The 20183-nt window shown below is 66.7% G+C and carries 17 protein-coding genes; 6 read left to right on the top strand and 11 right to left on the bottom strand.

Translation table 11 applies throughout. The features are described from left to right. Positions 1 to 160 precede the first annotated feature (160 nt). From GV001_RS15250 to GV001_RS15240, 3 genes are all read left to right on the top strand, one after another. The gene (locus GV001_RS15250) at positions 161 to 5023 is read left to right on the top strand and encodes an NAD-glutamate dehydrogenase (protein WP_160081309.1); all 4863 of its coding nucleotides are present in this window, start codon (positions 161 to 163) and stop codon (positions 5021 to 5023) included. A gap of 164 nt (positions 5024 to 5187) precedes the next feature. Then, positions 5188 to 5925, top strand: a complete 738-nt coding sequence (locus tag GV001_RS15245) for a type 1 glutamine amidotransferase (RefSeq protein ID WP_160081307.1) — start codon at positions 5188 to 5190, stop codon at positions 5923 to 5925. 316 nt (positions 5926 to 6241) lie between these two features. Further along, positions 6242 to 7297 carry an ABC transporter substrate-binding protein gene (locus GV001_RS15240; protein ID WP_160081305.1) on the top strand — a complete coding sequence of 352 codons (1056 nt, stop codon included), beginning with the start codon at positions 6242 to 6244 and terminating at the stop codon, positions 7295 to 7297. 2 nt (positions 7298 to 7299) lie between these two features. Here the strand turns inward: GV001_RS15240 and GV001_RS15235 are convergent, their stop codons facing one another. The 3 genes from GV001_RS15235 to GV001_RS15225 all read right to left on the bottom strand — a co-directional run bounded on the left by GV001_RS15235 (position 7300) and on the right by GV001_RS15225 (position 9629). Beyond that, complete coding sequence (locus GV001_RS15235) at positions 7300 to 7518, bottom strand: DUF2970 domain-containing protein (protein ID WP_160081303.1); 219 nt, start codon at positions 7516 to 7518, stop codon at positions 7300 to 7302. A gap of 47 nt (positions 7519 to 7565) precedes the next feature. Beyond that, positions 7566 to 8594, bottom strand: coding sequence for a lipase secretion chaperone (locus tag GV001_RS15230; protein WP_160081301.1), 1029 nt, complete (start codon positions 8592 to 8594; stop codon positions 7566 to 7568). Positions 8595 to 8690: 96 nt separating this feature from the next. Beyond that, the gene (locus tag GV001_RS15225; protein WP_160081299.1) at positions 8691 to 9629 is read right to left on the bottom strand and encodes a triacylglycerol lipase; all 939 of its coding nucleotides are present in this window, start codon (positions 9627 to 9629) and stop codon (positions 8691 to 8693) included. 259 nt (positions 9630 to 9888) lie between these two features. Here GV001_RS15225 and GV001_RS15220 point away from each other — a divergent pair, with 259 nt between their 5' ends. Next, positions 9889 to 10668 carry a helix-turn-helix domain-containing protein gene (locus tag GV001_RS15220; protein ID WP_160081297.1) on the top strand — a complete coding sequence of 260 codons (780 nt, stop codon included), beginning with the start codon at positions 9889 to 9891 and terminating at the stop codon, positions 10666 to 10668. A 43-nt stretch (positions 10669 to 10711) separates the two neighbouring features. On the opposite strand, the gene GV001_RS15215 is transcribed toward GV001_RS15220, so the two are convergent. The 7 genes from GV001_RS15215 to GV001_RS15185 form a co-directional block, all read right to left on the bottom strand. Next, positions 10712 to 11098 carry a VOC family protein gene (locus GV001_RS15215; protein WP_160081295.1) on the bottom strand — a complete coding sequence of 129 codons (387 nt, stop codon included), beginning with the start codon at positions 11096 to 11098 and terminating at the stop codon, positions 10712 to 10714. Between the two features lie 216 nt (positions 11099 to 11314). Beyond that, positions 11315 to 12265, bottom strand: a complete 951-nt coding sequence (locus GV001_RS15210) for an endonuclease/exonuclease/phosphatase family protein (RefSeq protein ID WP_160081293.1) — start codon at positions 12263 to 12265, stop codon at positions 11315 to 11317. Positions 12266 to 12354: 89 nt separating this feature from the next. After that, positions 12355 to 13683, bottom strand: a complete 1329-nt coding sequence (locus GV001_RS15205) for a leucine-rich repeat-containing protein kinase family protein (RefSeq protein ID WP_160081291.1) — start codon at positions 13681 to 13683, stop codon at positions 12355 to 12357. A gap of 166 nt (positions 13684 to 13849) precedes the next feature. After that, positions 13850 to 14311 (bottom strand): isoprenylcysteine carboxylmethyltransferase family protein, encoded by a 462-nt coding sequence (locus GV001_RS15200; protein ID WP_160081289.1) that lies wholly within the window; start codon positions 14309 to 14311, stop codon positions 13850 to 13852. 73 nt (positions 14312 to 14384) lie between these two features. Then, on the bottom strand, positions 14385 to 15428 hold the full coding sequence (locus tag GV001_RS15195) for an RNA methyltransferase (protein WP_160081287.1): 1044 nt from the start codon (positions 15426 to 15428) through the stop codon (positions 14385 to 14387). A 243-nt stretch (positions 15429 to 15671) separates the two neighbouring features. Next, on the bottom strand, positions 15672 to 16274 hold the full coding sequence (locus tag GV001_RS15190; protein ID WP_160081285.1) for a hypothetical protein: 603 nt from the start codon (positions 16272 to 16274) through the stop codon (positions 15672 to 15674). Positions 16275 to 16288: 14 nt separating this feature from the next. Then, a complete protein-coding gene (locus GV001_RS15185; RefSeq protein ID WP_160081283.1) occupies positions 16289 to 16768 on the bottom strand; it encodes a DUF2846 domain-containing protein in 480 nt (159 codons plus the stop codon). 94 nt (positions 16769 to 16862) lie between these two features. On the opposite strand from GV001_RS15185, the gene GV001_RS15180 reads away from it, so the two are divergent. Beyond that, entirely contained in the window at positions 16863 to 17213 is a 351-nt protein-coding gene (locus GV001_RS15180; RefSeq protein WP_256664932.1) for a DUF1883 domain-containing protein, read from the top strand. Between the two features lie 10 nt (positions 17214 to 17223). Here GV001_RS15180 and GV001_RS15175 read toward each other — a convergent pair whose 3' ends face one another. Further along, positions 17224 to 18540 (bottom strand): sensor domain-containing diguanylate cyclase, encoded by a 1317-nt coding sequence (locus GV001_RS15175; RefSeq protein ID WP_256664931.1) that lies wholly within the window; start codon positions 18538 to 18540, stop codon positions 17224 to 17226. Between the two features lie 470 nt (positions 18541 to 19010). Between GV001_RS15175 and GV001_RS15170 the strand changes: the two genes are divergently transcribed. Then, positions 19011 to 20081, top strand: coding sequence for an AraC family transcriptional regulator (locus tag GV001_RS15170; RefSeq protein WP_160081279.1), 1071 nt, complete (start codon positions 19011 to 19013; stop codon positions 20079 to 20081). Positions 20082 to 20183 lie beyond the last annotated feature (102 nt).

Genomic DNA, 20183 nt, shown 5'->3' with positions numbered 1-20183 from the left:
TTTCACGCGCACTGGCTAAGCTTGGCGTGACCTAGCGGTCGTCGTGCGTACTGGCGGGTTTCCAACATGGCCTAGACTGCCTGGAACCCCGGCGGTGCAGCCTTCTGCCCGAAAGCACGCGCGGCGCCTCCACGAATAACAAGTCCAGCGGAGCATCACCATGGCGTTTTTCACTGCGGCCAGCAAAGCCGACTTCCAGCATCAACTGCAAGCGGCCCTGGCTCAGCACGTCAGCGAGCAGGCGTTGCCACAAGTGGCGCTGTTCGCCGAGCAGTTCTTCGGCATCGTCGCCCTCGACGAACTGACCCAGCGCCGCCTCGGCGATCTGGCCGGCTGCACCCTGTCCTCCTGGCGCCTGCTCGAGCACTTCGAGGCCGCCAAGCCGCTGGTGCGGGTGTACAACCCGGACTACGAGAAGCACGGCTGGCAGTCCACCCATACCGCCGTGGAGGTGCTGCACGTCGACCTGCCATTCCTGGTCGACTCGGTACGCATGGAGCTGAACCGCCGCGGCTACAGCATCCATACCCTGCAGAACAGCGTGTTAAGCGTGCGCCGCGGCAAGGGCGGCGAGCTGCAGGAGATCCTCGCCAAGGGCAGCTCCGGCAAGGGCGTGCAGCAGGATGCGTTGATGTATCTGGAGATCGACCGCTGCGCCAATGTCGGCGAGCTGCGCACCCTGGAAAAGGCCCTGCAGGAGGTGCTGGAGGAAGTGCGCCTGGCGGTGGCCGATTTTGCGCCGATGAAGGCCCGCGCCGAAGAACTGCTGGCCTGGCTGGACAAGGCCAAGCTCAAGGTCGACGGCGCCGAGCTGGCCGAGATCAAGGTGTTCCTCGGCTGGCTGCTGGATAACCACTTCACTTTCCTCGGCTACGAGGAATTCACCGTGGCCGAAGAGAAGGGCGGCGGCCACCTGGTGTATGACGAGAAGTCCCTGCTCGGCCTGTCGCGCCATCTGCGCAAGGGCCTCAAGCAGGACGAGCTGCATGTCGAACAGGAGGCCGTGGACTTCCTGCGCGAGCCGCGTCTGCTGTCCTTTGCCAAGGCCGCCACGCCGAGCCGCGTGCATCGCCCGGCCTACCCGGACTTCGTCTCCATCCGCGAGCTGGACGCCAAGGGCCGGGTGATCAAGGAATGCCGCTTCATGGGCCTGTACACCTCCTCAGTGTACGCCGAGAGCGTCAGCCGCATCCCCTATATCCGTCGCAAGGTGGCGGAAATCACCGGCCGCTCCGGTTTCGACGCCAAGGCGCACCTGGGCAAGGAGCTGGAGCAGGTACTGGAAGTACTGCCGCGCGACGACCTGTTCCAGACCTCGGTGGACGAGCTGTTCAGCACCGCCATCGCCATCGTGCAGATCCAGGAGCGCAACAAGCTGCGTCTGTTCCTGCGCAAGGACCCCTACGGCCGCTTCGCCTACTGCCTGGCCTATGTGCCGCGCGACGTGTACTCCACCGAGACGCGGGTGAAGATCCAGCAGATCCTCATGGAGCGCCTGGGCGCCAGTGACTGCGAGTTCTGGACCTACTTCTCCGAGTCGGTGCTGGCGCGGGTGCAGTTCATCCTCAAGGTCGACCCGAAGAACCCGGTGCAGATCGACCCGGTACGCCTGGAGAAGGAAGTCATCCAGGCCTGCCGTTCGTGGAAGGACGACTACGCCAGCCTGGTCGTGGAAAGCTTCGGCGAGGCCCAGGGCACCCAGGTGCTGGCCGATTTCCCGAAAGGCTTCCCGGCCGGCTACTGCGAACGCTTCGCCCCGCATTCGGCGGTGGTCGACATGCAGCACCTACTCAGCCTGTCGACCGAGCGTCCGCTGGTGATGAGCTTCTACCAGCCGCTGGCCCAGGGCGAGCAGGAGCTGCACTGCAAGCTGTACCACGCCGACACGCCGCTGCCGCTGTCGGACGTGCTGCCGATCCTGGAAAACCTCGGCCTGCGCGTGCTCGGCGAGTTCCCCTACAAGCTGCGTCGCGCCGATGGCCGCGAGTTCTGGATTCATGACTTCGCCTTCACCAGCGCCGAAGGCCTGGATGTCGACATCCAGCAGCTCAACGACACCCTGCAGGACGCCTTCGTGCAGATCGTCGGCGGCGCCGCCGAGAACGACGGCTTCAACCGCCTGGTGCTGACCGCCTCGATGCCCTGGCGCGACGTGGCGCTGCTGCGCGCCTATGCCCGCTACCTCAAGCAGATCCGCCTGGGCTTCGACCTGAGCTACATCGCCGCCACCCTGGTCAACCACGCCGATATCGCCAAGGAGCTGGTGCGCCTGTTCCGCACTCGCTTCTACCTGGCGCGCAAGCTCACCGACGAGGACTTGGAGGACAAGCAGCAGAAGCTCGAACAGGCCATCCTCGCCGCCCTGGACAACGTCGCGGTGCTCAACGAGGACCGCATCCTGCGGCGCTACCTGGACCTGATCAAGGCCACCCTGCGCACCAACTTCTACCAGCCGGACGCTGACGGCCAGGCCAAGCACTACTTCAGCTTCAAGCTCAGCCCGCGGCTGATCCCGGACATCCCGCGGCCGGTGCCGAAGTTCGAGATCTTCGTCTACTGCCCGCGCGTCGAGGGTGTGCACCTGCGCTTCGGCGACGTGGCCCGCGGCGGCCTGCGTTGGTCGGATCGCGAGGAAGACTTCCGCACCGAAGTGCTGGGCCTGGTCAAGGCGCAGCAGGTGAAGAACGCGGTGATTGTGCCGATGGGCGCCAAGGGCGGCTTCATCCCGCGCAGGATGCCGGTGGGCGGCAACCGCGACGAGGTGCTGGCCGAGGGTATCGCCTGCTACCGCATCTTCATCAGCGGCCTGCTCGACATCACCGACAACCTCAAGGACGGCGCCGTGGTGCCGCCGCAGAACGTGGTGCGCCACGACGGCGACGACCCCTACCTGGTGGTGGCGGCCGACAAGGGCACCGCGACCTTCTCCGACATCGCCAACGGCATCGCCCAGGACTACGGCTTCTGGCTGGGCGACGCCTTCGCCTCCGGTGGCTCGGCCGGCTACGACCACAAGGGCATGGGCATCACCGCCAAGGGCGGCTGGGTCTCGGTGCAGCGCCACTTCCGCGAGCGCGGCATCGACGTGCAGAAGGACAACGTCACCGTCATCGGCATCGGCGACATGGCCGGCGACGTGTTCGGCAACGGCTTGCTGCTGTCGGACAAACTGCAGCTGGTGGCGGCTTTCAACCACATGCACATCTTCATCGACCCCAACCCGGATGCGGCTTCGAGCTTCGTCGAGCGCCAGCGCTTGTTCGACCTGCCGCGCTCCAGCTGGGCTGACTATGACGCCAAGCTGATCTCCGAAGGCGGCGGGATCTTCCTGCGCAGTGCCAAGAGCATCGCCATCAGCCCGCAGATGAAGGCGCGCTTCGACATCAGCGCCGACAAGCTGGCGCCCACCGAACTGCTCAATGCCCTGCTTAAGGCGCCGGTCGACCTGCTGTGGAACGGCGGCATCGGCACCTATGTGAAGTCGAGCAAGGAAAGCCACGCCGACGTCGGCGACAAGGCCAACGACGGCCTGCGCGTCAACGGCTGTGAGCTGCGCGCCAAGGTGGTGGGCGAGGGCGGCAACCTCGGCATGACCCAGCTCGGCCGCGTCGAGTACGGCCTGAGCGGCGGCGCCAGCAACACCGACTTCATCGACAACGCCGGCGGCGTGGACTGCTCCGACCACGAGGTCAACATCAAGATCCTGCTGGGCGAGATCGTCGGCGCCGGCGACATGACCGGCAAGCAGCGCAACAAGCTGCTGGCCGAGATGACCGACGACGTCGGCAACCTGGTGCTGGGCAACAACTACAAGCAGACCCAGGCCCTGTCCCTGGCCGAGCGCCGCGCCCGCGAACGCCTGCCCGAGTACAAGCGCCTGATGGCCGCGCTGGAAGCGGCCGGCAAGCTGGACCGTGCCCTGGAGTTCCTGCCCAGCGACGACGAGCTCAACGAGCGCGCCGTGGGTGGCCAGGGCCTGACCCGGCCGGAGCTGTCGGTGTTGATCTCCTACAGCAAGATCGACCTCAAGGAAGCCCTGCTGAAATCCCTGGTGCCGGACGATGACTACCTGGCCCGCGAGATGGAGACCGCCTTCCCGGCGCAGCTGAGCAAGAAGTTCGCCGAGCCGATGCGCCGCCATCGTCTGAAGCGCGAGATCGTCAGCACCCAGATCGCCAACGACCTGGTCAACCACATGGGCATCACCTTCGTGCAGCGCCTGAAGGAGTCCACCGGCATGAGCGCGGCCAACGTCGCCGGCGCCTACGTCATCGTTCGCGATGTGTTCCGCCTGCCGCACTGGTGGCAGCAGATCGAGGCACTGGACTACAAGGTGCCGGCCGAGCTGCAGCTACAGCTGATGGACGAGCTGATGCGCCTGGGCCGCCGCGCCACCCGCTGGTTCCTGCGCAGCCGCCGTAACGAGCTGGACGCCGCCCGCGATGTCGGCCACTTCGGCCCGCGCGTGGCCGAGCTGGCCGGACGCCTGGACGAGCTGCTGGAAGGCCCGGCCCGCGAGCAGTGGCTGGCGCGCTACCAGGGCTTCGTCGAGGCCGGCACGCCGGAGGAGCTGGCCCGCGTGGTCGCCGGCACCAGCCACCTGTACACCCTGCTACCGATCATCGAAGCGGCGGATGTCACCGGCAAGCCGGCCGCAGACGTGGCCACCGCCTACTTCGCCGTGGGCGGGGCGCTGGAGCTGTCCTGGTACCTGCAGCAGATCACCAGCCTACCGGTGGACAACAACTGGCAGGCCCTGGCCCGCGAGGCGTTCCGCGACGACCTGGACTGGCAGCAGCGCGCCATCACCGTGTCGGTGCTGCAGATGGCCGAAGGCCCGGCGGATGTGGAGGAACGGGTGGGGTTCTGGCTGGAACAGCACAAGGCGCTGGTGCAGCGCTGGCTGGTCATGCTCGGCGAGCTGCGTGCGGCCACCGGTATCGACTACGCCATGTATGCGGTGGCCAACCGCGAGCTGATGGATCTGGCGCGCAGCGATCAGCAGGCGGTCAGCATCGTCTGATGGCGCAGGTTTGTCCGTGCCGGCACTGGCCGGTCACGGGCGACTCGGTTAGCCTCCGTAAAAAAGTTCGCAGAATCGCCGCAGAGTCGCAGTAGAGTCCCGTGTTTCGGCACGGGCTTTGCGTTTTCTAGCGGATAACGGGCAGCGGACACCGGAGAGTAGTCATGACCGACATTCTAATTCTAACGCACGTCGATTATTGTCCTCCGGGCCACCTGGCCAGCGTGCTGGAGGCCCATCAACTGGATTTCACCGTGTTGCGCTGCGACCGCGGTGAACTCGCAGGCTACGACCTGGATCGCCCGCGTGCCGTGGCGGTTATGGGCGGGCCGATGAGCGTCAACGACGATCTGCCCTGGATCGGGGCAGAAGTTGCCGCTTTGCAGCACATCATCCAACGCGATATTCCCCTGATCGGCCACTGCCTGGGCGGGCAGATGATTGCCCGCGCCCTCGGCGCGCCGGTGCATCGCATGCCCTACACCGAAGTCGGCTGGCAGCCGCTGGTGCGCCGTGACCAGGCCAAGCCCAGCCCGTGGCTGGCCCACCTGCCGGCCGAATTCCCGGTCTATCAGTGGCACAGCGACACCTTCGAGCTGCCGGCCGGTGCCGAGTGGCTGCTGTCCAGCCCCTGGTGCCCGAACCAGGGCTTTGCCTGGGGCGACAAGGTGCTGGCCCTGCAGGGCCACCCGGAGGTGACCGAGACGCTGCTCGGCGACTGGTTGCAGGACTGGTCGCACCTGCTCGACGAGACCCAGGCCAGCCAGCAGGGCCTGCGCCAGATGCTGGCCGACCTGCCGGCACGGGTGGCGGCGCTCAACCGGGTGGCGGAGGGCTTCTATCGCCACTGGCTGCAGCTGGCCTTCGGTGACTTACGCCAGCCGGCGTGCCCGGCGGCTTGAAACGCCGGGCCGAATAAAGGCTATGTCCCGGTTGCGTGTAGCGACAAGCCGTAGGTTGAGTTGAGGAGCCGCACGACGAAGCCCAACCTCTGTCTGACGGGCGTGGCACCGTCTTTTTCATGGCGTTGCCCGTGACTTCACGCCGATGTCTTCTCGTAGGCGCGACTGCAGTCGTGAATTGCACGGACATCTCGGCCATCAAGCAAGTCGTATGTCTCTGACAGGATGGCGCTTTCATCGGCTGCTACGGCGATAATGGCCAAGTGCCGGCCATGGCTCTGTATAATGCGCCGCACATTTTCATGACCCCGGATTGATGAAACAGCTGTCGCGTCTTTGCCTTGCCCTGTCTTGCCTGCTCGGGTGCCTGGCAGCCCATGCCACCTCCGTGGTGTTCCTCAATCCGGGGCACGCCAACGAGCGGTTCTGGGTCGATTACTCCCTGTTCATGCAGGATGCGGCCGACGATCTGGGCATGCAGCTGCGCGTGCTGTACGGCGAGCGCGATAACCAGACCATCCTGGCCAATGCCCATCAGGTGCTGCGGGGGGCCGAGCGGCCCGATTACCTGCTGTTCGCCAACGAGCAATACCTGGGGCCGGAAATCCTCCGCCTGTTCGCCGCCAGCGGAGTCAAGCTGTTTGCCCTGCACAGCACCCTGACGGCGGAACAGCAGCAACGGGTGGGCGGCAGCCGCGAGCAGTACGCGAACTGGATCGGCAGCCTGGTACCCAACGACGAAGAGGCCGGCTACCTGATGGCCAAGGCCCTGATCCGGCAGGCGCCGCAGGGCGAGATGGTGGCGTTTTCCGGGATCAAGCAGACGCCGTCGGCGACCCTGCGCGAGGCCGGCCTGCGGCGGGCCCTGGCCGAGCATCCGCAGGTGCGCCTGCGCCAGCTGGTGTTTGGCGAGTGGCGGGAAGCGCGTGCCTACGAGCAGGCCAAGACTCTGCTGCCGCGCTACCCAGAGGTTCGCCTGGCGTGGGCGGCGAATGACGAGATGGCTTTCGGCGTCATGCGCGCGGCGCATGAGGCGGGGCGCCAGCTGCACTACTCGGCCTTGAACACCTCGCAGCGGGCGCTGACGGCGCGCCTCGAGGGGCGGATTGCGGCCCTGGCCGGCGGCCACTTCATCCTCGGCGGCTGTGCCATGGCGATGCTGCACGACCATGCGGCGGGGCTGGATTTCGCCGAGCATGGCGGCAAGGATCAGCAGGCGCGCCCGTTGCGCCTGCTCGATGGGCGCGACGCCAGGCGCCTGCTTCAGCGTCAGACTCAGCCCGGCGAGGGTTTGGATTTCCGCCGGTTCAGCCTGCAGCGCAGTCCGCGGCAGCAGGCCTACAGCTGCTCGATCGACGCCTTGCTGCGCTGAGCTCAGACGCCGGCGAAGTGCAGCACCAGCTTGACCACGGAAAAGATCACCAGCACGAACAGCGCGGTGAACAGCACGCCGAGGATCACGAAGTGGCTGGGCTTGCCGCGGCTGAAATCGCGGGCGCGGTGTTTGCCGCTCTGCACGCCGAACGCGGCGGCCAGGATGCTCTGCAGCATCTGGCCGAAGCTGAGGGGTTTGTTGTCGTCTTCGTCGCTCATGGCCACCTCCTTTTCCCCCAGCGTAGCCGCAAAGCGCCGGGCTGGGTTCAGAGATCCGCGTCGAGGGCGTTGACCCGCATGCGCTCGCGCTCGTCGAAGCGGCTGTTCTGCAGTTCGGCGATGGCGTTGTCCAGGTCGTTCTGGCTCAACCCGGCGCTGCGCAGGCGGTCGCGCTCGGCGGTGTAATCGCTCAGGCGCTGGCGCCATTCGGCTTGCTGCTGGTCCAGCAGGGCCAGGCTGTCGGCGGCTGCACTGCCCAGGCTCTGATCGCGCAGCAGGCGGATCTGCTCGGCGCTGGCGCCTTCGGCCAGCATGGCCTGGGTGGCGGCGTAGAGCTCGCCATGGCGGGTGCTGGCGCTGCGTGCCTGGCGCACCTCGTCCGGCAGCTGCGCTTCCAGTTCGGCCAGCGCCTGTTGCTGCTGGCCTGCGTCGAGAGCGCCGTGCTGGCTGAGGGCCAGACGCTGCAGCATGTACTGGTCCTCGGCGTTGTCGCGGGCGAAGAAGGCCTGGTATTCCTCGGCCGAGAAGAACTGCTGGCGCAGCCCGTTGAGCGCCTCCAGGCGCTGGCGCAGGGCGCCGGCGTCCAGGCTGCCGTCAGCTGCGGGCAGGTCCTGCAGGGCAATCCGGTAATCCACATAGCGGCGCAGCAGGTCGCGGGCCTGTTCCAGCGCCGGGCCCTGCAGCTGGGCGGCGAGATCGCGGTGGATGCGCGTCAGGACCTTGTCGATGCCTTCCTCTTCCAGGCCGGCGAGATAGAAGTCGAACAGGCGCAGCAGGCTTTCCTCGACGCGCAGCGCGCCCTGTTCATCCAGCTGCAGGCGCACATCGTGGCGCGTGCCCTGGAGGGAAGCGGGCAGCGGGCCGGGATCGCCCAGCTGGGCCGGTGCGGCCTGACGCAATTGCTGGTTCAGGCTGCTGGCCTGCCGGCTGCGCGGGTCGGCAGGTGCCGCGGGGGTGGTGGCGGAGGGCGCAGGGAGTACGGACTGTGCCTCACGGCTGAGCAGCAGGGTGCTGGCGACACTCAGGGCCGCCAGGCCGGCGAGGCCCAGGGTGCCGAGGAGGAATTTGCCGGACATCGAAAACTCCTGTTGGCGGGCCGCACGGCCCGCCGACTGCGTGGCAGCGCCTGCCCCACGCCCGGGTACGCAGCGGGCGTGGGGCGCTGGCGCAGGTTACAGGCCGAGGTTCTTCAGGCGGTTGGCCTGGTTCTGGTAGAGGGTCTTCGGGTTGGTCTCGAACAGCGAGACCAGGCCCAGGACCTGGTTGGTCGGGTCCAGGTGGTTCATCGTGTAGTTGTCCTTGAGCACCTTGCCGAAGTGGCTGGAGCAGCGCCCGGTGACGCCGTCGTTGGACTCGCTGAAGGCCAGCGAGGTGATGGCGAACAACGGGTCGGAGATGTCCAGCACGTTGGTCAGCGGCGCGGTACCGCTCCAGGAGTACATGCGCACGCTGTTGCCGCCGATGCTGGCGGTTTCCGGACCCTCGCCGCAGGAGGTGGTCGGGATGCCGGTCGGGAAGCTGGCGTTGTTCGCCGCCGCCCCGGTCTTGTTGAACTCGGCGAGCATGGCGCGGATGTCCGACTGGCTCTTGCGGTTGTTCGACAGCAGGTTGACCAGGTCGCCCACGGCATTGGCGAACACGTCGAAGGCCACCCCCTGCAGGGTGCCGGACGGGGCAATGCCGGTGACCACGTCGGCCAGCGGCGAGCCCTTGTGCGGGGTGTGCAGGGTGGTGACCGAGGCGACCAGGTCCGGGCGCACGTTCATCACGTAGCGCGAGGTGATGCCGCCCTGGCTGTGGCCGATCAGGTTGAACTTCTTCACGCTGCCGCCGGAGGCCGCACGGATCTGCTCGAGCTGGGCGATCAGCGCCTCGCCGCGTTTGGCCGAGCTGTCGAAGGCGTTGATCTTCGGCACATGCACGGTCGCGCCTTCGCTCTGCAGGGCGCTGGGGATCTTGTACCAGTAGTCGATGCCGGCGATGGTGTCGAAGGCGAAGATGCCGGGCACCAGGACGATGGGGTGCTTGGTTTGCGCCTGGGTGCCGGCGCTGGCGGATACGGCGGTGCAAAGGCTGGCGGCAGCCAGGGCCGAGACGAGCAGCTTGTTCATGGTGAGTACCTGTGTGGATCTGTTTTTGTTTTTGTTGTCGCCCCGCACACAGCAGCGGAGATGGCGGTTATCAGACCACCGCGGCGGCCGGCCGGCTTGTAAGAACTGATGAAAGCGACGCCCCGGCAGGCAAAATAATGTGACGGGCATCACGCCGGGGCGGCGTCGGCTAGCCGGCAAATTCGCCCCTGTGGTAACCCTGCGCCGACAAAAACAACAGGAGCAGCGGCGATGCGCCGACTGCCAGGCGGGAATCCCCATGCTGCCGATTGACGCGCCGGTCCTGCTCTATCTGTGGGACAAACGCACCTTTCACCTCAGCCAGTTCCACCAGCCGCTGCAGCTGTCACAGGCCGCGGCGATGCTGCTGGTCGGCCTGGATGGGCTGCTGTATCTGGAATCCCAGGGTTGCCAGATGGCCTGTCGCAGCGCGCTGTTGCCGGCGGGTTTGGATTTGATCGTGGATGGCCGCGGTTCGCGGGTGGCGATCTGTTATCTCGACGTGTTCGGCGAAGATTTCGCCCGGCTGGCGCCGCGCATGGCCGCCAGCCAGGCCGGCGTGCTGCATGGCCTGGATAGCGAGGCGGCCTGCATCCGGCGCTTCGACGAGCTGCATCGCAGTAGCGCATCGCCCGAGCAGGTGTATGCCTGGCTGGACGAGCTGATCGATGCACAGCCGGACCTGCCCGGCGGCTTTGTCCTTGACCCGCGCATCGTGCACGCCATCGAACTGATCAAGGCCGATGTGTCGTGCAACCAGTCCATCGCCTACCTGGCCGGGCAGGTGGGGCTGTCGGTGCCGCGCCTGACCCAGCTGTTCCGCCAGCGGATCGGCATCCCGATCCGCCGCTATCGCCAGTGGCACCGCCTGTTCGTCACCTCGGTCGGCGTGGCGCGCGGCATGAGCCTGACCGAGGCGGCGGTGGCGGCCGGCTTCACCGATTCGGCGCATTTCAGCCACACCTTTCGCAGCATCATCGGCATGACGCCGTCCGCCGTGCTGGCTCATCCGCAGGGCGTGCGCCTGTTCGCCGGCTAGCTGGCAGGCCGTCAATTGCCTCGTTGACACTAATGCCGGCTGGTTAAATCGGCAGCGGATTGCTCAGCTCCAGCAGGTTGCCATCCGGATCGCGCAGGTACAGCGAGAGGATCGGCCCCGTGGCGCCGGTACGCTGTACCGGGCCTTCCTCGATGTCCACGCCGCAGGCCTGCAGGTGTTCGGCGACCTGCGCCAGCGGCGTGGCGACGAGCAGGCACAGGTCGGCCGAGCCCGGCAACGGGCGCCTGGCCTTGGGCTCGAACTCGGCGCCGTGCTGGTGCAGGTTGATTTTCTGCTGGCCGAAGCCGAGGGCCTTGCGCCCGGCGCCGAAGGTCAGCACCTGCATGCCCAGTACCCGGCTGTAGAACCGGCAGCTGGCCTCGATATCGGCGACGGTCAGTACCAGGTGGTCGAGGCGTTCGATGCGCATGGGCGGTGCTCCTGCGGTGGTTGTGCTGTTCTCGGGCGTCGGGCAGGCTGCACGCAGCCGCTACCACCGAGACCGGCATGCACCCTAGCAACTTTGTCGATGCTGCGCAGCCGCGGGATCAGCCTGCGCTACTGCCTTAGCGCGGAGCGGCGTGACCGCAGGTGGTGCTGGAGCCGGAGCACGGCGACCGGGATCACCTCGACGGCCATAGCATGTTCATCCAGCGCCACCTGTGCCCGCAGGGCAGCCGCGGGCCTGTAGCCTGAGGCGCACCAGCACCGGGCGGTGGTCAGAACCCAGGTCGGGGCCGCGCGTCTGGCTGTCCAGGCGCCACTGCGGCGAGGCCAGCACCTGGTCGATGGGGATGCCCAGCGGGCCGCCCCAGGTCGGTTGCAGTCCACTGGCGCGACTCCAGCCGAGCGCCGCGAAGCCGGCGAAGGCGGCGGACCAGGGGCTGCTGTTCAGGTCGCCGGCCAGCAGCGCCGGCAGGTTGCGCGCCTGGCCGCGGCGCACCAGGGCCTGTAGCTGGCTGTCGCGCTGCTGCCGGTAGTGTGGCGTCAGCGGCGGCATGGGGTGGATGGCGGTCACGCCGATGGCGCAACCGGCAATATCCAGTTCGGCTTCGATGCGGGCAACGCCGAGGTCGTCGACCAGCACCTCTGACTGCCTGATCGGCAGGCGCGAGAGCAGGGCGATGCCGAATGGCGAGTGCTGCGCCCTGACGATCTGGTGGGGGTAGTCGGTCAGCCCCCGCAGCGCCTGGGCATATTCGGGCGAGACTTCCTGCAGCACCACCAGCTGCGGTCGTTCCCGGGCCAGCCAGGCGCGCAGGGCGCCGACGTCGTGGTTGTCCAGGTGCACGTTGGCGCTGGCGATGGCCAGCGGCACACCCTCCTTACCGCTTGGCAGCGGTGGCGCGGCGCTCAGCCAGGGCAGTGGCGCCGCCAGCAGCGCCAGCAGCCAGCGTCGGTCCAGCCAGCTGGCGCAGGCGACTGCCAGCAGCAGGCCAGCGAGGAACAGCCATTGCCAGTGGCTGGCCAGGTCGAGCAGCCAGCTCAGCTGGCCCGGGGTGAAGGCCAGCGGCCGCTGCAGCCAGGGCAGCAGCAGGCCGAACAGGCAGCCGCCGAGCAACAGCCGGAGGTAGAGGAGAAGGCGCGTGCGCAGCATGGTCGGGGCAGGAGTTGCCAGTGGTGATGCAGGATGAGCGCCGCTCGGCAGGCGTGCAAGCCCGGCTTGGCCAGGCCAGTCCGTCGGCTTTAGCCGTGCAGCCGCGGGCTGTCGAGTTGCGCCAGGATCTCGGCGAAGTCCGGGCGCTGCTCGTTTAGGGGCGCCATGCACTGGCCGTGCAGCTGCCACAGGGCGGCCTGTTGATCGGCTTTGTCGCTCGGTGCGCAGCGCTGCAGCAGTTCCTCCAGCAGACAGCCGAAGGCGCGCACCTCGACCCGCTGCAACGCCGCGCCGGCCGCATTGTGCGGGGCGAAGAAGGAGGCGGCGCCGAAGTCGCCGAGCAGGCAGTCGCCGTGCGGGTTGACCAGCAGGTTATGCGCATACAGGTCGCCATGCAGGATGCCCTGGGCATGCAGATGGGCCACGGCTGCGGCGGCGCCGCGGGCTATGCGCAGGGCTTCGGCGAGGCTGAAGCGACGCTCGGCCGCGTAAGTGTCGCGGGTGCAGCTGGCCAGCGAGGGCGGGCCGGCCAGCACCTGGTGGCTCGGCTCGATCAGCTCCAGCAGCAGGCCGGCCGGGGCGCCGGCCTGCTCGGCCAGCGGGCCGGCGACGCGAATCAGGTTGGGATGATCGCCGGCAGCCAGGCAGGCGGCCATTTCGCTGTGGGGCAGGCCGTCGCTGGTCAGCGCGCCCCTGAACAGCTTGGCCGCCATCGCCTGGGGCGGCTGGCCGGGGCGCGCCCACTGGGCGCGGTGGATCATGCCGCTGGCGCCCTGGCCGAGCAGTTCGCCGAGGGCCAGCTGCGTGCGAGGTATCGGCGGGTGCGGGTGGCGAGCCAGGGCCAGCGCTTCCTCGCGGTCGCTGAAGGGGTTGCCGGCAAAGGCCAGCCAGCTCAGACGCGGCAGATGCAGCAGCCAGTCGGGCAGGCCGTCGAGGCGGTTGGCGGCGATGCGCAGCAGTTCCAGGTTGCTGCAGGCGGCCAGGCTGTCCGGCAGGGCGCTCAGCCGGTTGCCGGCCAGCATCAGCTTCTGCAGGCGCGGGCAGTCGCCCAGTTCCTGCGGCAGCCGGTCGAGCTGGTTGTCACTGAGGATCAGCCAGCGCAGGGCCTTGGGCAGGGCGGCGGCGGGCAGGTGGCGCAGGCGGTTGGCCTTGAAGCCGACCATCTCCAGCTGCGGGCAGTCGCCGAGCACTTCCGGCAGCTCGGTGAAGGGGTTGTCCGAGCAGAACAGCACGCGCAGCTTGTGCAGGCGCGGCAGTTCGGCGGGCAGGCTGGTGAGCTGGTTGGCGGAGAGGTTGAGCACTTCCAGGCTGTCGGCCAGGTCGAAGATTTCCCGGGGGAATTCGCGCAGCTCGGCGGACAGGTCCAGGCGGGTGATGCCGGCCAGTTCGCCGCGTCGCAGTTGTTCGAGGGTGTGCATGCAGGCGGGCAGATACGGCTGAAAAAGGCCGCAGAGGGTAGCACTTTGCCAAGAGCCTGGCAGCGGTGGAGCAGGGCGGTGCCGGGTGCTTTTCGGTGGTGTTCGGTGCCATCGAGGCCGAAGCCCGCAGGGGAATTGGTGTAATGCCGGGTCTGTAGGAGGGGCCTCAGAGCCAGCGGCGCACGCGGCTGCGGTACTGCTCATAGGGCTCACCGAACTTGGCGCCGAGGGCACGTTCTTCCGGGCCGATCTGCATCCGGTTGAGGTAGGCGACGAACAGCGGCAGGCCGAGCAGGCTCAGCGGGTTGCCGAGAAACAGCGCCCAGCCGCCCAGGCACAGGAGCATGCCCAGGTACATGGGGTTGCGGGTGAAACGGTACACGCCGTTGCTGACGATGCTGCTGGTGGCGCTCGGCCGGGTCGGGTTGATGGTGGTGCTGGCCTGGCGAAAGGCCAGGACTCCGGCGCCGGCCACACCCAGCCCGCAGATCGCCAGCAGCACGGCCAGCGCCAGTTGCCCCGGCAGCGCGAGGCCCAGGCCCGGTAGCAGGTAGGCCGGCAGCCACATCAGCAGGCCGCAGACAAACAGCACCAGCGGCGGCGGGATCTTCAGTTCGAGGGCGGACATGGGCGCGGCTCCTGACGGGGTGTGCACCGATTGGTGCACGGCGCACGCTTCGCTGGCAAGCCCGGGCGCCGTTTCAGTCCGCAGAATGGCGCTGTTGGCGTTTGCGCTCGACCAGTTCGGCAGCCCGCGCGCGCAGCTGGCCGCAGCCGCCGTCGATGTCCTGGCCGGCGCTGTTGCGCACCTTGGTCAGCACGCCGCGGCTGTGCAGGTAGCGCACGATCTGCACGATGCGGTCGCCGTCCGGGCGCTGGAATTCGTCGGCTTCCAGGCTGTTGTAGGGGATCAGGTTGAGCACCGCGTACTTGCCCTTGAACAGCCGGAGGATCTCGTCCATCTCCTCCTGGCTGTCGTTGATGCCCTTGAGCAGCGTCCACTGGTACTGGATCGGGTAGTCGACGGCGCGGGCGTAGGCCTCGCCCAGCTCCATCAGCTCCTGCGGGTCGATGCGCGGTGCGCGCGGCAGCAGTTGCTGGCGCAGTTCGGCATCGGTGGTGTGCAGCGACAGGGCCAGGGCCGGCTTGATCCGCTGCTGCGGCAGGCGCTCGAACACCCGTGGGTCGCCGACGGTGGAGAACACCAGGTTCTTGTGGCCGATGCCGCCTTCGCTGCCGAGCAGGTCGATGGCTTCCAGCACATTGTCGAGGTTGTGCGCCGGCTCGCCCATGCCCATGAACACCACCTTCTTCACCGGCCGGAAGCGCCGGGCCAGGGCCACCTGGGCGACGATCTCGGCGCTGCCGACCTGGCGCAGCAGGCCGCTCTTGCCGGTCTGGCAGAACACGCAGCCGACCGCACAACCGACCTGGCTGGACACGCACAGGCCACCGCGCGGCAGCAGCACGCTTTCGATCATCTGGCCGTCGCTGAGCTCCACCAGCAGGCGTGCCGAGCCGTCGGCGCCCGGGTGCTCGGAGCGCAGGCGCACCAGCTTTTCCAGGTCGTCGCTCAGCTGTGGCAGGCCGTTGCGCACGGACAGCGGCAGGAAGTTGTCGCTGTGCTGGCGGCGGGTGCCGCTGTTCAGCGGCTTGCCTTGCAGCCAGGCACGCACCACCCGGCCGCTGTGGGCAGGCAGGGCGCCGAGGTCGGCGAGGCGTTGATGGATGTCGGGGATGCGCATGGGGCGCGCATGCTACCACCGGGCGTCAGGCTCGCGTAGGGCTGGTCGTCAGGGGTGGACGTGCAGAACCGCCCATTCGGGCGTCGGCGGGTCATGCGGCGGGACTGGCCTGGCCGTGAGAGACGATCTGTTTCAGGCGCAGGTTTTCGCTGTGCAGCAGGGGGAAGAACCGTGCTTCCCCCTGCTGGCCAGGCGGAGTGTGCAGCAGCGGAGTCACCGTGGGTGGCAGCGCCGCGCCCCGGGTTACTGCGGCTCTACGCTGACAGCGAGGGCGGAGGTCATGCGCAGTACCACTTCACGGCCGAGATACTCGTCCTTCATCTCGACATCCGGGCGGACCTTGATGGTGCGTTTGCTGCCATCGGCGAATTGCAGGGTGGCGGTGCGCAGGGTGGTGTCCATGGCCTTGACCACCGCGGTGATCTCGATGGTGTCGGCCACCAGCATGCCTGGCTTGCTGCCCAGCGGAGCGGTCGCCAGTACGCCGGCGGCGCCGTCGTTGGCGGTTTCCCCCGGGTTGCGCAGGTAGACGATGCGTTCCAGGGCAACGATGGCCCGGACCTTGTCGCCGACCTTGAGCTGGTCGAAGTTGTGCATCTGTTCCGGTGCGTGGAACAGGCGACTGTTGCCCAGCTCGTCCTTGAGGGTGAAGGTGCGCTGCACCGGGTCGACGGCGGTGACGACGGCCGTCAGCTCCTCGGTCTCGCCAACCGCGCCGCCGGGTACACCTTCGGCATAGACCTCGGTGCGATCGTACTCGGTGTTCAGCTGGTCATCGCCGTTGCTCTGGCAGCCGACGATCATCGCTGCTGCCAGCGAGAGAGTGACAATACGTAATGCATTCATGGTCAGTTCCTTGCTCATGGGGTTTGCGGATCGGTATTGCGAATTTCGTAGATGGCATCATCCGGGCGCATCGGGCGCAGGTGGATCAGGTAGCTGGGGCCCGGGCTGCCGAGATTCATCTCGCTCAGGTTGAAGCGCACGTCGAGCTTGATGTACTTGGTTTCGCCGGGCGCGACGGTGATGTTTTGCTTGATGTCGCGTGGCTCCCACTTGGCCTGGCGGGTCAGGCCGGTGATGCGCAGGGTGTGGTGACCCGGTGCCAGTTCGATGCGGCGATGGGAGTTGAACTGCAGGGTGCCGACGCTCTGTTCGTCGATCAGCACGTCCGGGTAGGACAGGCGCAGTGGTTGCCGACCCGGATTGTCCGCCTCGGGGCGGTACAGGTAGACGACGGCCTGATCCGGGCTGCTGGGCGGGATCGCCTCGAAGTAGCCGGGACCGGCGCAGCCGGTGAGTAGAAGGACGAGCAGCGAGAGGAGGGCAGGTAGACGCATTGGCATTCCTTGTGGCGTTCTATTGCAAGAAAAATACCGGTGCTCCTCCGATTGCAGGAGGTGGCGTTCCATCGCCGGAGTCGGCCAGCAATGCATGCGCATGCTATCGTCGCGCTCCGCTTTACCTCAGGATCCCCAGCGCATGAAATTCATCCACCAGCGCGAGCATTTGAACGAAGACGATATCGTCGTCATCGAATGCTCGCAACCCTGCAATATCCGCCTGATGAGCGATGCGAACTTTCGCAGCTTCAAGAATGGCGGGCGTCACGCCTATCACGGCGGCGCGTTCGACAAGTTCCCGGCGAAAATCACCGTGCCCAACAGTGGCTTCTGGAACATCACCATCGATACGGTGACCCGCCGCGCCATCAGCGTGACGCGCAAGCCGGCGCTGAAGCACTCGATCAAGATCATCCGCCGCTCCAGCTCCAGCCTGAGCTGATTGGCCGGCGTTACTCGACGCCGGCCCGCTGCTGGCTGTCATTGCCCAGGCGGTACTGGTTTTCGCCGCTGCGCTTGGCCTCGTACATCGCCAAGTCGGCGACATGAATGAGTCGGTCCAGGCTGGGCGCATGATCGGGGAACACGGCGATGCCCAGGCTGGCGCCGATACGCTGCGGGTTCTCGCTGCCGAACGGCGTGGCCAGGGCGCCGAGGATCTTCTCGCCAATCTGTCGCGCCTCTTCTTCGAGGCTGCCGCCCAAGGCCAAGCCTTCGAGGATGACGACGAATTCGTCGCCGCCAATCCGCGCCACGCTGTCCGATTCGCGCAGCGCGCCCTTGAGCTTCTGCGCGGTGGCTATCAGCACCTGGTCGCCGGCGGCATGGCCGAGGGCATCGTTGATCGCCTTGAAGCCGTTGAGGTCGATGAACACCAGCGCCACCCGTGTCGCGTTACGCCGCGCACGTTCCAGCGCATTGCGCAGGCGGTCCTCGAACAGCAGGCGGTTGGGCAGGCCGGTCAGCGGGTCGTGGTGGGCCAGCTGGTGCATCTGGCTGGCCCAGGCCTTTTCCTCGGTGATGTCGCGCACCACGCCCATCATCTTCACCGCTTCGCCCTGGGCGTTCTTCACCACGTTGCCGGTTTCGCGCAGCCAGTGCACGCTGCCGTCCGGCCAGATTACCCGGTATTCCTCGTCGTGGTTCTCGCCGGTCTCGATACAGCGCAGCTCGCCGGCACGCACCCGCTCGCGATCATCAGGATGCACGCTGGCGCAGAACAGCTCGTAACTGGGCGTCACGACGCCGACCGCATGGCCGAACATGGCGTAGATGGCCTCGGACCAGTACAGGCGATTGGTATCGATATCCCAGTCCCAGGTGCCAATGCGGGCGAAATACTGGCTGCGCTTGAAGCGCTCGATGTCTTCCTGGGAGCGCTCCGGCTCGCTGGCTAGCTGCAGGACTACGAGGCTCTCGCCAGCCACGCCGAGGCGGCAGACTTCCAGCGCGAGGCGGCTACCCGTGGCACTGACTAACTGCAGACGTTGCGCTGCCAGGGTTTCGGTTTGCGCCAGTTGCGGTACAACCTCGGCCAGGGGGGAGCCAAGCAACTCGCTGTCGGCCTTGCCCAGCAGGCGGGCGGCGGCCTGGTTGTATTGACGGATGTGCCCGTCGCGGCCGATCAGCAGTACGCCATCGCTGAGTTTGTCGAATAACTGCTCGTGCAGCTCCAGCCGCTGCCGGGCCTGGCGCTCACGGCGCAGCAGGCGGGTCAGCAGGAGTACAAGGGGCAGAGCGGCGGCGAGGGCAAGGATGATCAAGGGCATTTTGCTGGTTCAGGGCTGCTGGAGCCCGTTGGAGAGCAGAACATGGGTGGCATTATGCCTGCAGAGTTCAAGCAGTTGGGTGCGGTAGGGTTTTAGCGACCATCCGGGCTGGAGTCGCAGCGTAATCTGAAGTTCTTCAGCTTTCTGGTGTGCATACGAAAACATGATGGTGATCTGTAGGCAGCTACATGGAGAGGCGCGGGATTGCGCACGGATGGCTGTGGATGGGGCGTAGTGGCGAGAGACCCGCGGCGCAGTTTGTTCTGGGGCAGAACGGCCGATCCAGGCAGAAGTGGAGGCTGCGATTTTTGCGACAGTCTGTATGGGAACCGCAATCTGCAGGGGACGCTATGGTTGCAACGGGCTAGCCGGCAGAGTATTCCAATGGCTGCGGGTTTCTCGCTGCAGAACTGGCATTTTGCGCCAATAAAACCATTTTCTTGCGCTGCGTCAGTGGCTTATGGGCTGAGTTGAACGAGTCTTGGCTCGCCCGGTGTAGGCAATGCCTCTTAGTCTTACGGATTACCATGCCAGTCGAATTCGTCGTGCCTCAGGGCCATCTGCGGGTGGCGCCTTTGGGCGCGCTGCCCGAGCTGTTGCGAAAGCTCGGCGGCAATCTGCAGCCCTTGTTGGTCGCCCTGCGTTTGCCGGGGGATGTGCTGGACGACCCCAATCGGCTGTTACCGATTCTCACCGTCGGCGAGTTGCTGGCGCAGGCGGCCGAGCAGGTGAAGTGCGAGCACCTGGGGCTGCTGCTCGGTATTTCGGCTGGCATCGGACAGCTCGGTGCGATTGGCCAGATGATGCGGCTGATGCCGACCGTGGGCAGCGCCCTGGACGTCCTGCAGCGTTTGATCGAGCTGCATGATCGTGCCGGCATTGTGAGCCTGCGCCGCCAGGACGGGCAGGTCGGGCTCGGCTATCACCTGTTCGAGGGCGGTTTTCCCGGTGTGCTGCATATTCAGGATGCCGCCATCGCTGTTGGCCTCAATATCATGCGCGCACTCTGTGGACAGGACTGGGTGCCCGAACGGATGAGCTTCGCCCACCGTGCGCCCGCCAATGTGCAGGTTTACGAGGCCTTCTTCGGTTGTCCTTGTCAGTTCGATAGCCTGCGCACCGAGCTACTGTTTCGCGTCGAGCACCTGCAGGCGACGTTGCATGAGCCTTGCGAGCAGGAAGGCGGGGAAACCAGCGGGCGGGCGAGTGGCTCCCCGGACTGGAGTGGGCGGGTACGCAATGCCACCTATCTGCTGCTGCTCAGCGGCGGATGCAGCCAGCAGCTGATTGCGACCCATCTGCAGATCAGCGTGCGGACCCTCAATCGGCGCCTGGCCGAGGAAGGCAGCAGCTATGTCGAGCTGCTGGACCGGGCGCGTTTTGCCATCAGCCGCATGCTGCTCAAGGAAACCGAGCTGAGCATCAAGGCGATTGCCGGGCTGGTCGGCTACACCGATGCCGCCTCTTTCAATCGTGCCTTTCGCCGCTGGACCGCCTGCACGCCGCTGAGCTGGCGGCTGGAGCGGCAGTTGCGCGTCTGAGCTTTGGCCCCTCTAGACTGGGGATTGGCGCAAAATGCCAAGCAAAATTGACCTGCGGTGGGCGGGCTGTATTCTGCCGCAATCTACAAAATATCCACATTC

Source organism: Pseudomonas sp. 8AS, assembly GCF_902506505.1.
Taxonomy (GTDB): Bacteria; Pseudomonadota; Gammaproteobacteria; order Pseudomonadales; family Pseudomonadaceae; genus Aquipseudomonas.
This window is presented reverse-complemented; position numbering and strand designations above follow the sequence as displayed.

Bases quoted from the DNA above. Each gene is read 5' to 3' on its own strand.
- GV001_RS15245 (WP_160081307.1), top strand. From the start codon at position 5,188: ATGACCGACATTCTAATTCTAACGCACGTCGATTATTGTCCTCCGGGC.
- GV001_RS15195 (WP_160081287.1), bottom strand. From the start codon at position 15,428: ATGCGCATCCCCGACATCCATCAACGCCTCGCCGACCTCGGCGCCCTG.
- GV001_RS15210 (WP_160081293.1), bottom strand. From the start codon at position 12,265: ATGCTGCGCACGCGCCTTCTCCTCTACCTCCGGCTGTTGCTCGGCGGC.
- GV001_RS15225 (WP_160081299.1), bottom strand. From the start codon at position 9,629: ATGAACAAGCTGCTCGTCTCGGCCCTGGCTGCCGCCAGCCTTTGCACC.
- GV001_RS15185 (WP_160081283.1), bottom strand. From the start codon at position 16,768: ATGCGTCTACCTGCCCTCCTCTCGCTGCTCGTCCTTCTACTCACCGGC.
- GV001_RS15180 (WP_256664932.1), top strand. From the start codon at position 16,863: ATGCGCATGCTATCGTCGCGCTCCGCTTTACCTCAGGATCCCCAGCGC.
- GV001_RS15215 (WP_160081295.1), bottom strand. From the start codon at position 11,098: ATGCGCATCGAACGCCTCGACCACCTGGTACTGACCGTCGCCGATATC.
- GV001_RS15250 (WP_160081309.1), top strand. From the start codon at position 161: ATGGCGTTTTTCACTGCGGCCAGCAAAGCCGACTTCCAGCATCAACTG.
- GV001_RS15205 (WP_160081291.1), bottom strand. From the start codon at position 13,683: ATGCACACCCTCGAACAACTGCGACGCGGCGAACTGGCCGGCATCACC.
- GV001_RS15240 (WP_160081305.1), top strand. From the start codon at position 6,242: ATGAAACAGCTGTCGCGTCTTTGCCTTGCCCTGTCTTGCCTGCTCGGG.
- GV001_RS15200 (WP_160081289.1), bottom strand. From the start codon at position 14,311: ATGTCCGCCCTCGAACTGAAGATCCCGCCGCCGCTGGTGCTGTTTGTC.
- GV001_RS15230 (WP_160081301.1), bottom strand. From the start codon at position 8,594: ATGTCCGGCAAATTCCTCCTCGGCACCCTGGGCCTCGCCGGCCTGGCG.
- GV001_RS15190 (WP_160081285.1), bottom strand. From the start codon at position 16,274: ATGAATGCATTACGTATTGTCACTCTCTCGCTGGCAGCAGCGATGATC.
- GV001_RS15235 (WP_160081303.1), bottom strand. From the start codon at position 7,518: ATGAGCGACGAAGACGACAACAAACCCCTCAGCTTCGGCCAGATGCTG.
- GV001_RS15175 (WP_256664931.1), bottom strand. From the start codon at position 18,540: ATGCCCTTGATCATCCTTGCCCTCGCCGCCGCTCTGCCCCTTGTACTC.
- GV001_RS15220 (WP_160081297.1), top strand. From the start codon at position 9,889: ATGCTGCCGATTGACGCGCCGGTCCTGCTCTATCTGTGGGACAAACGC.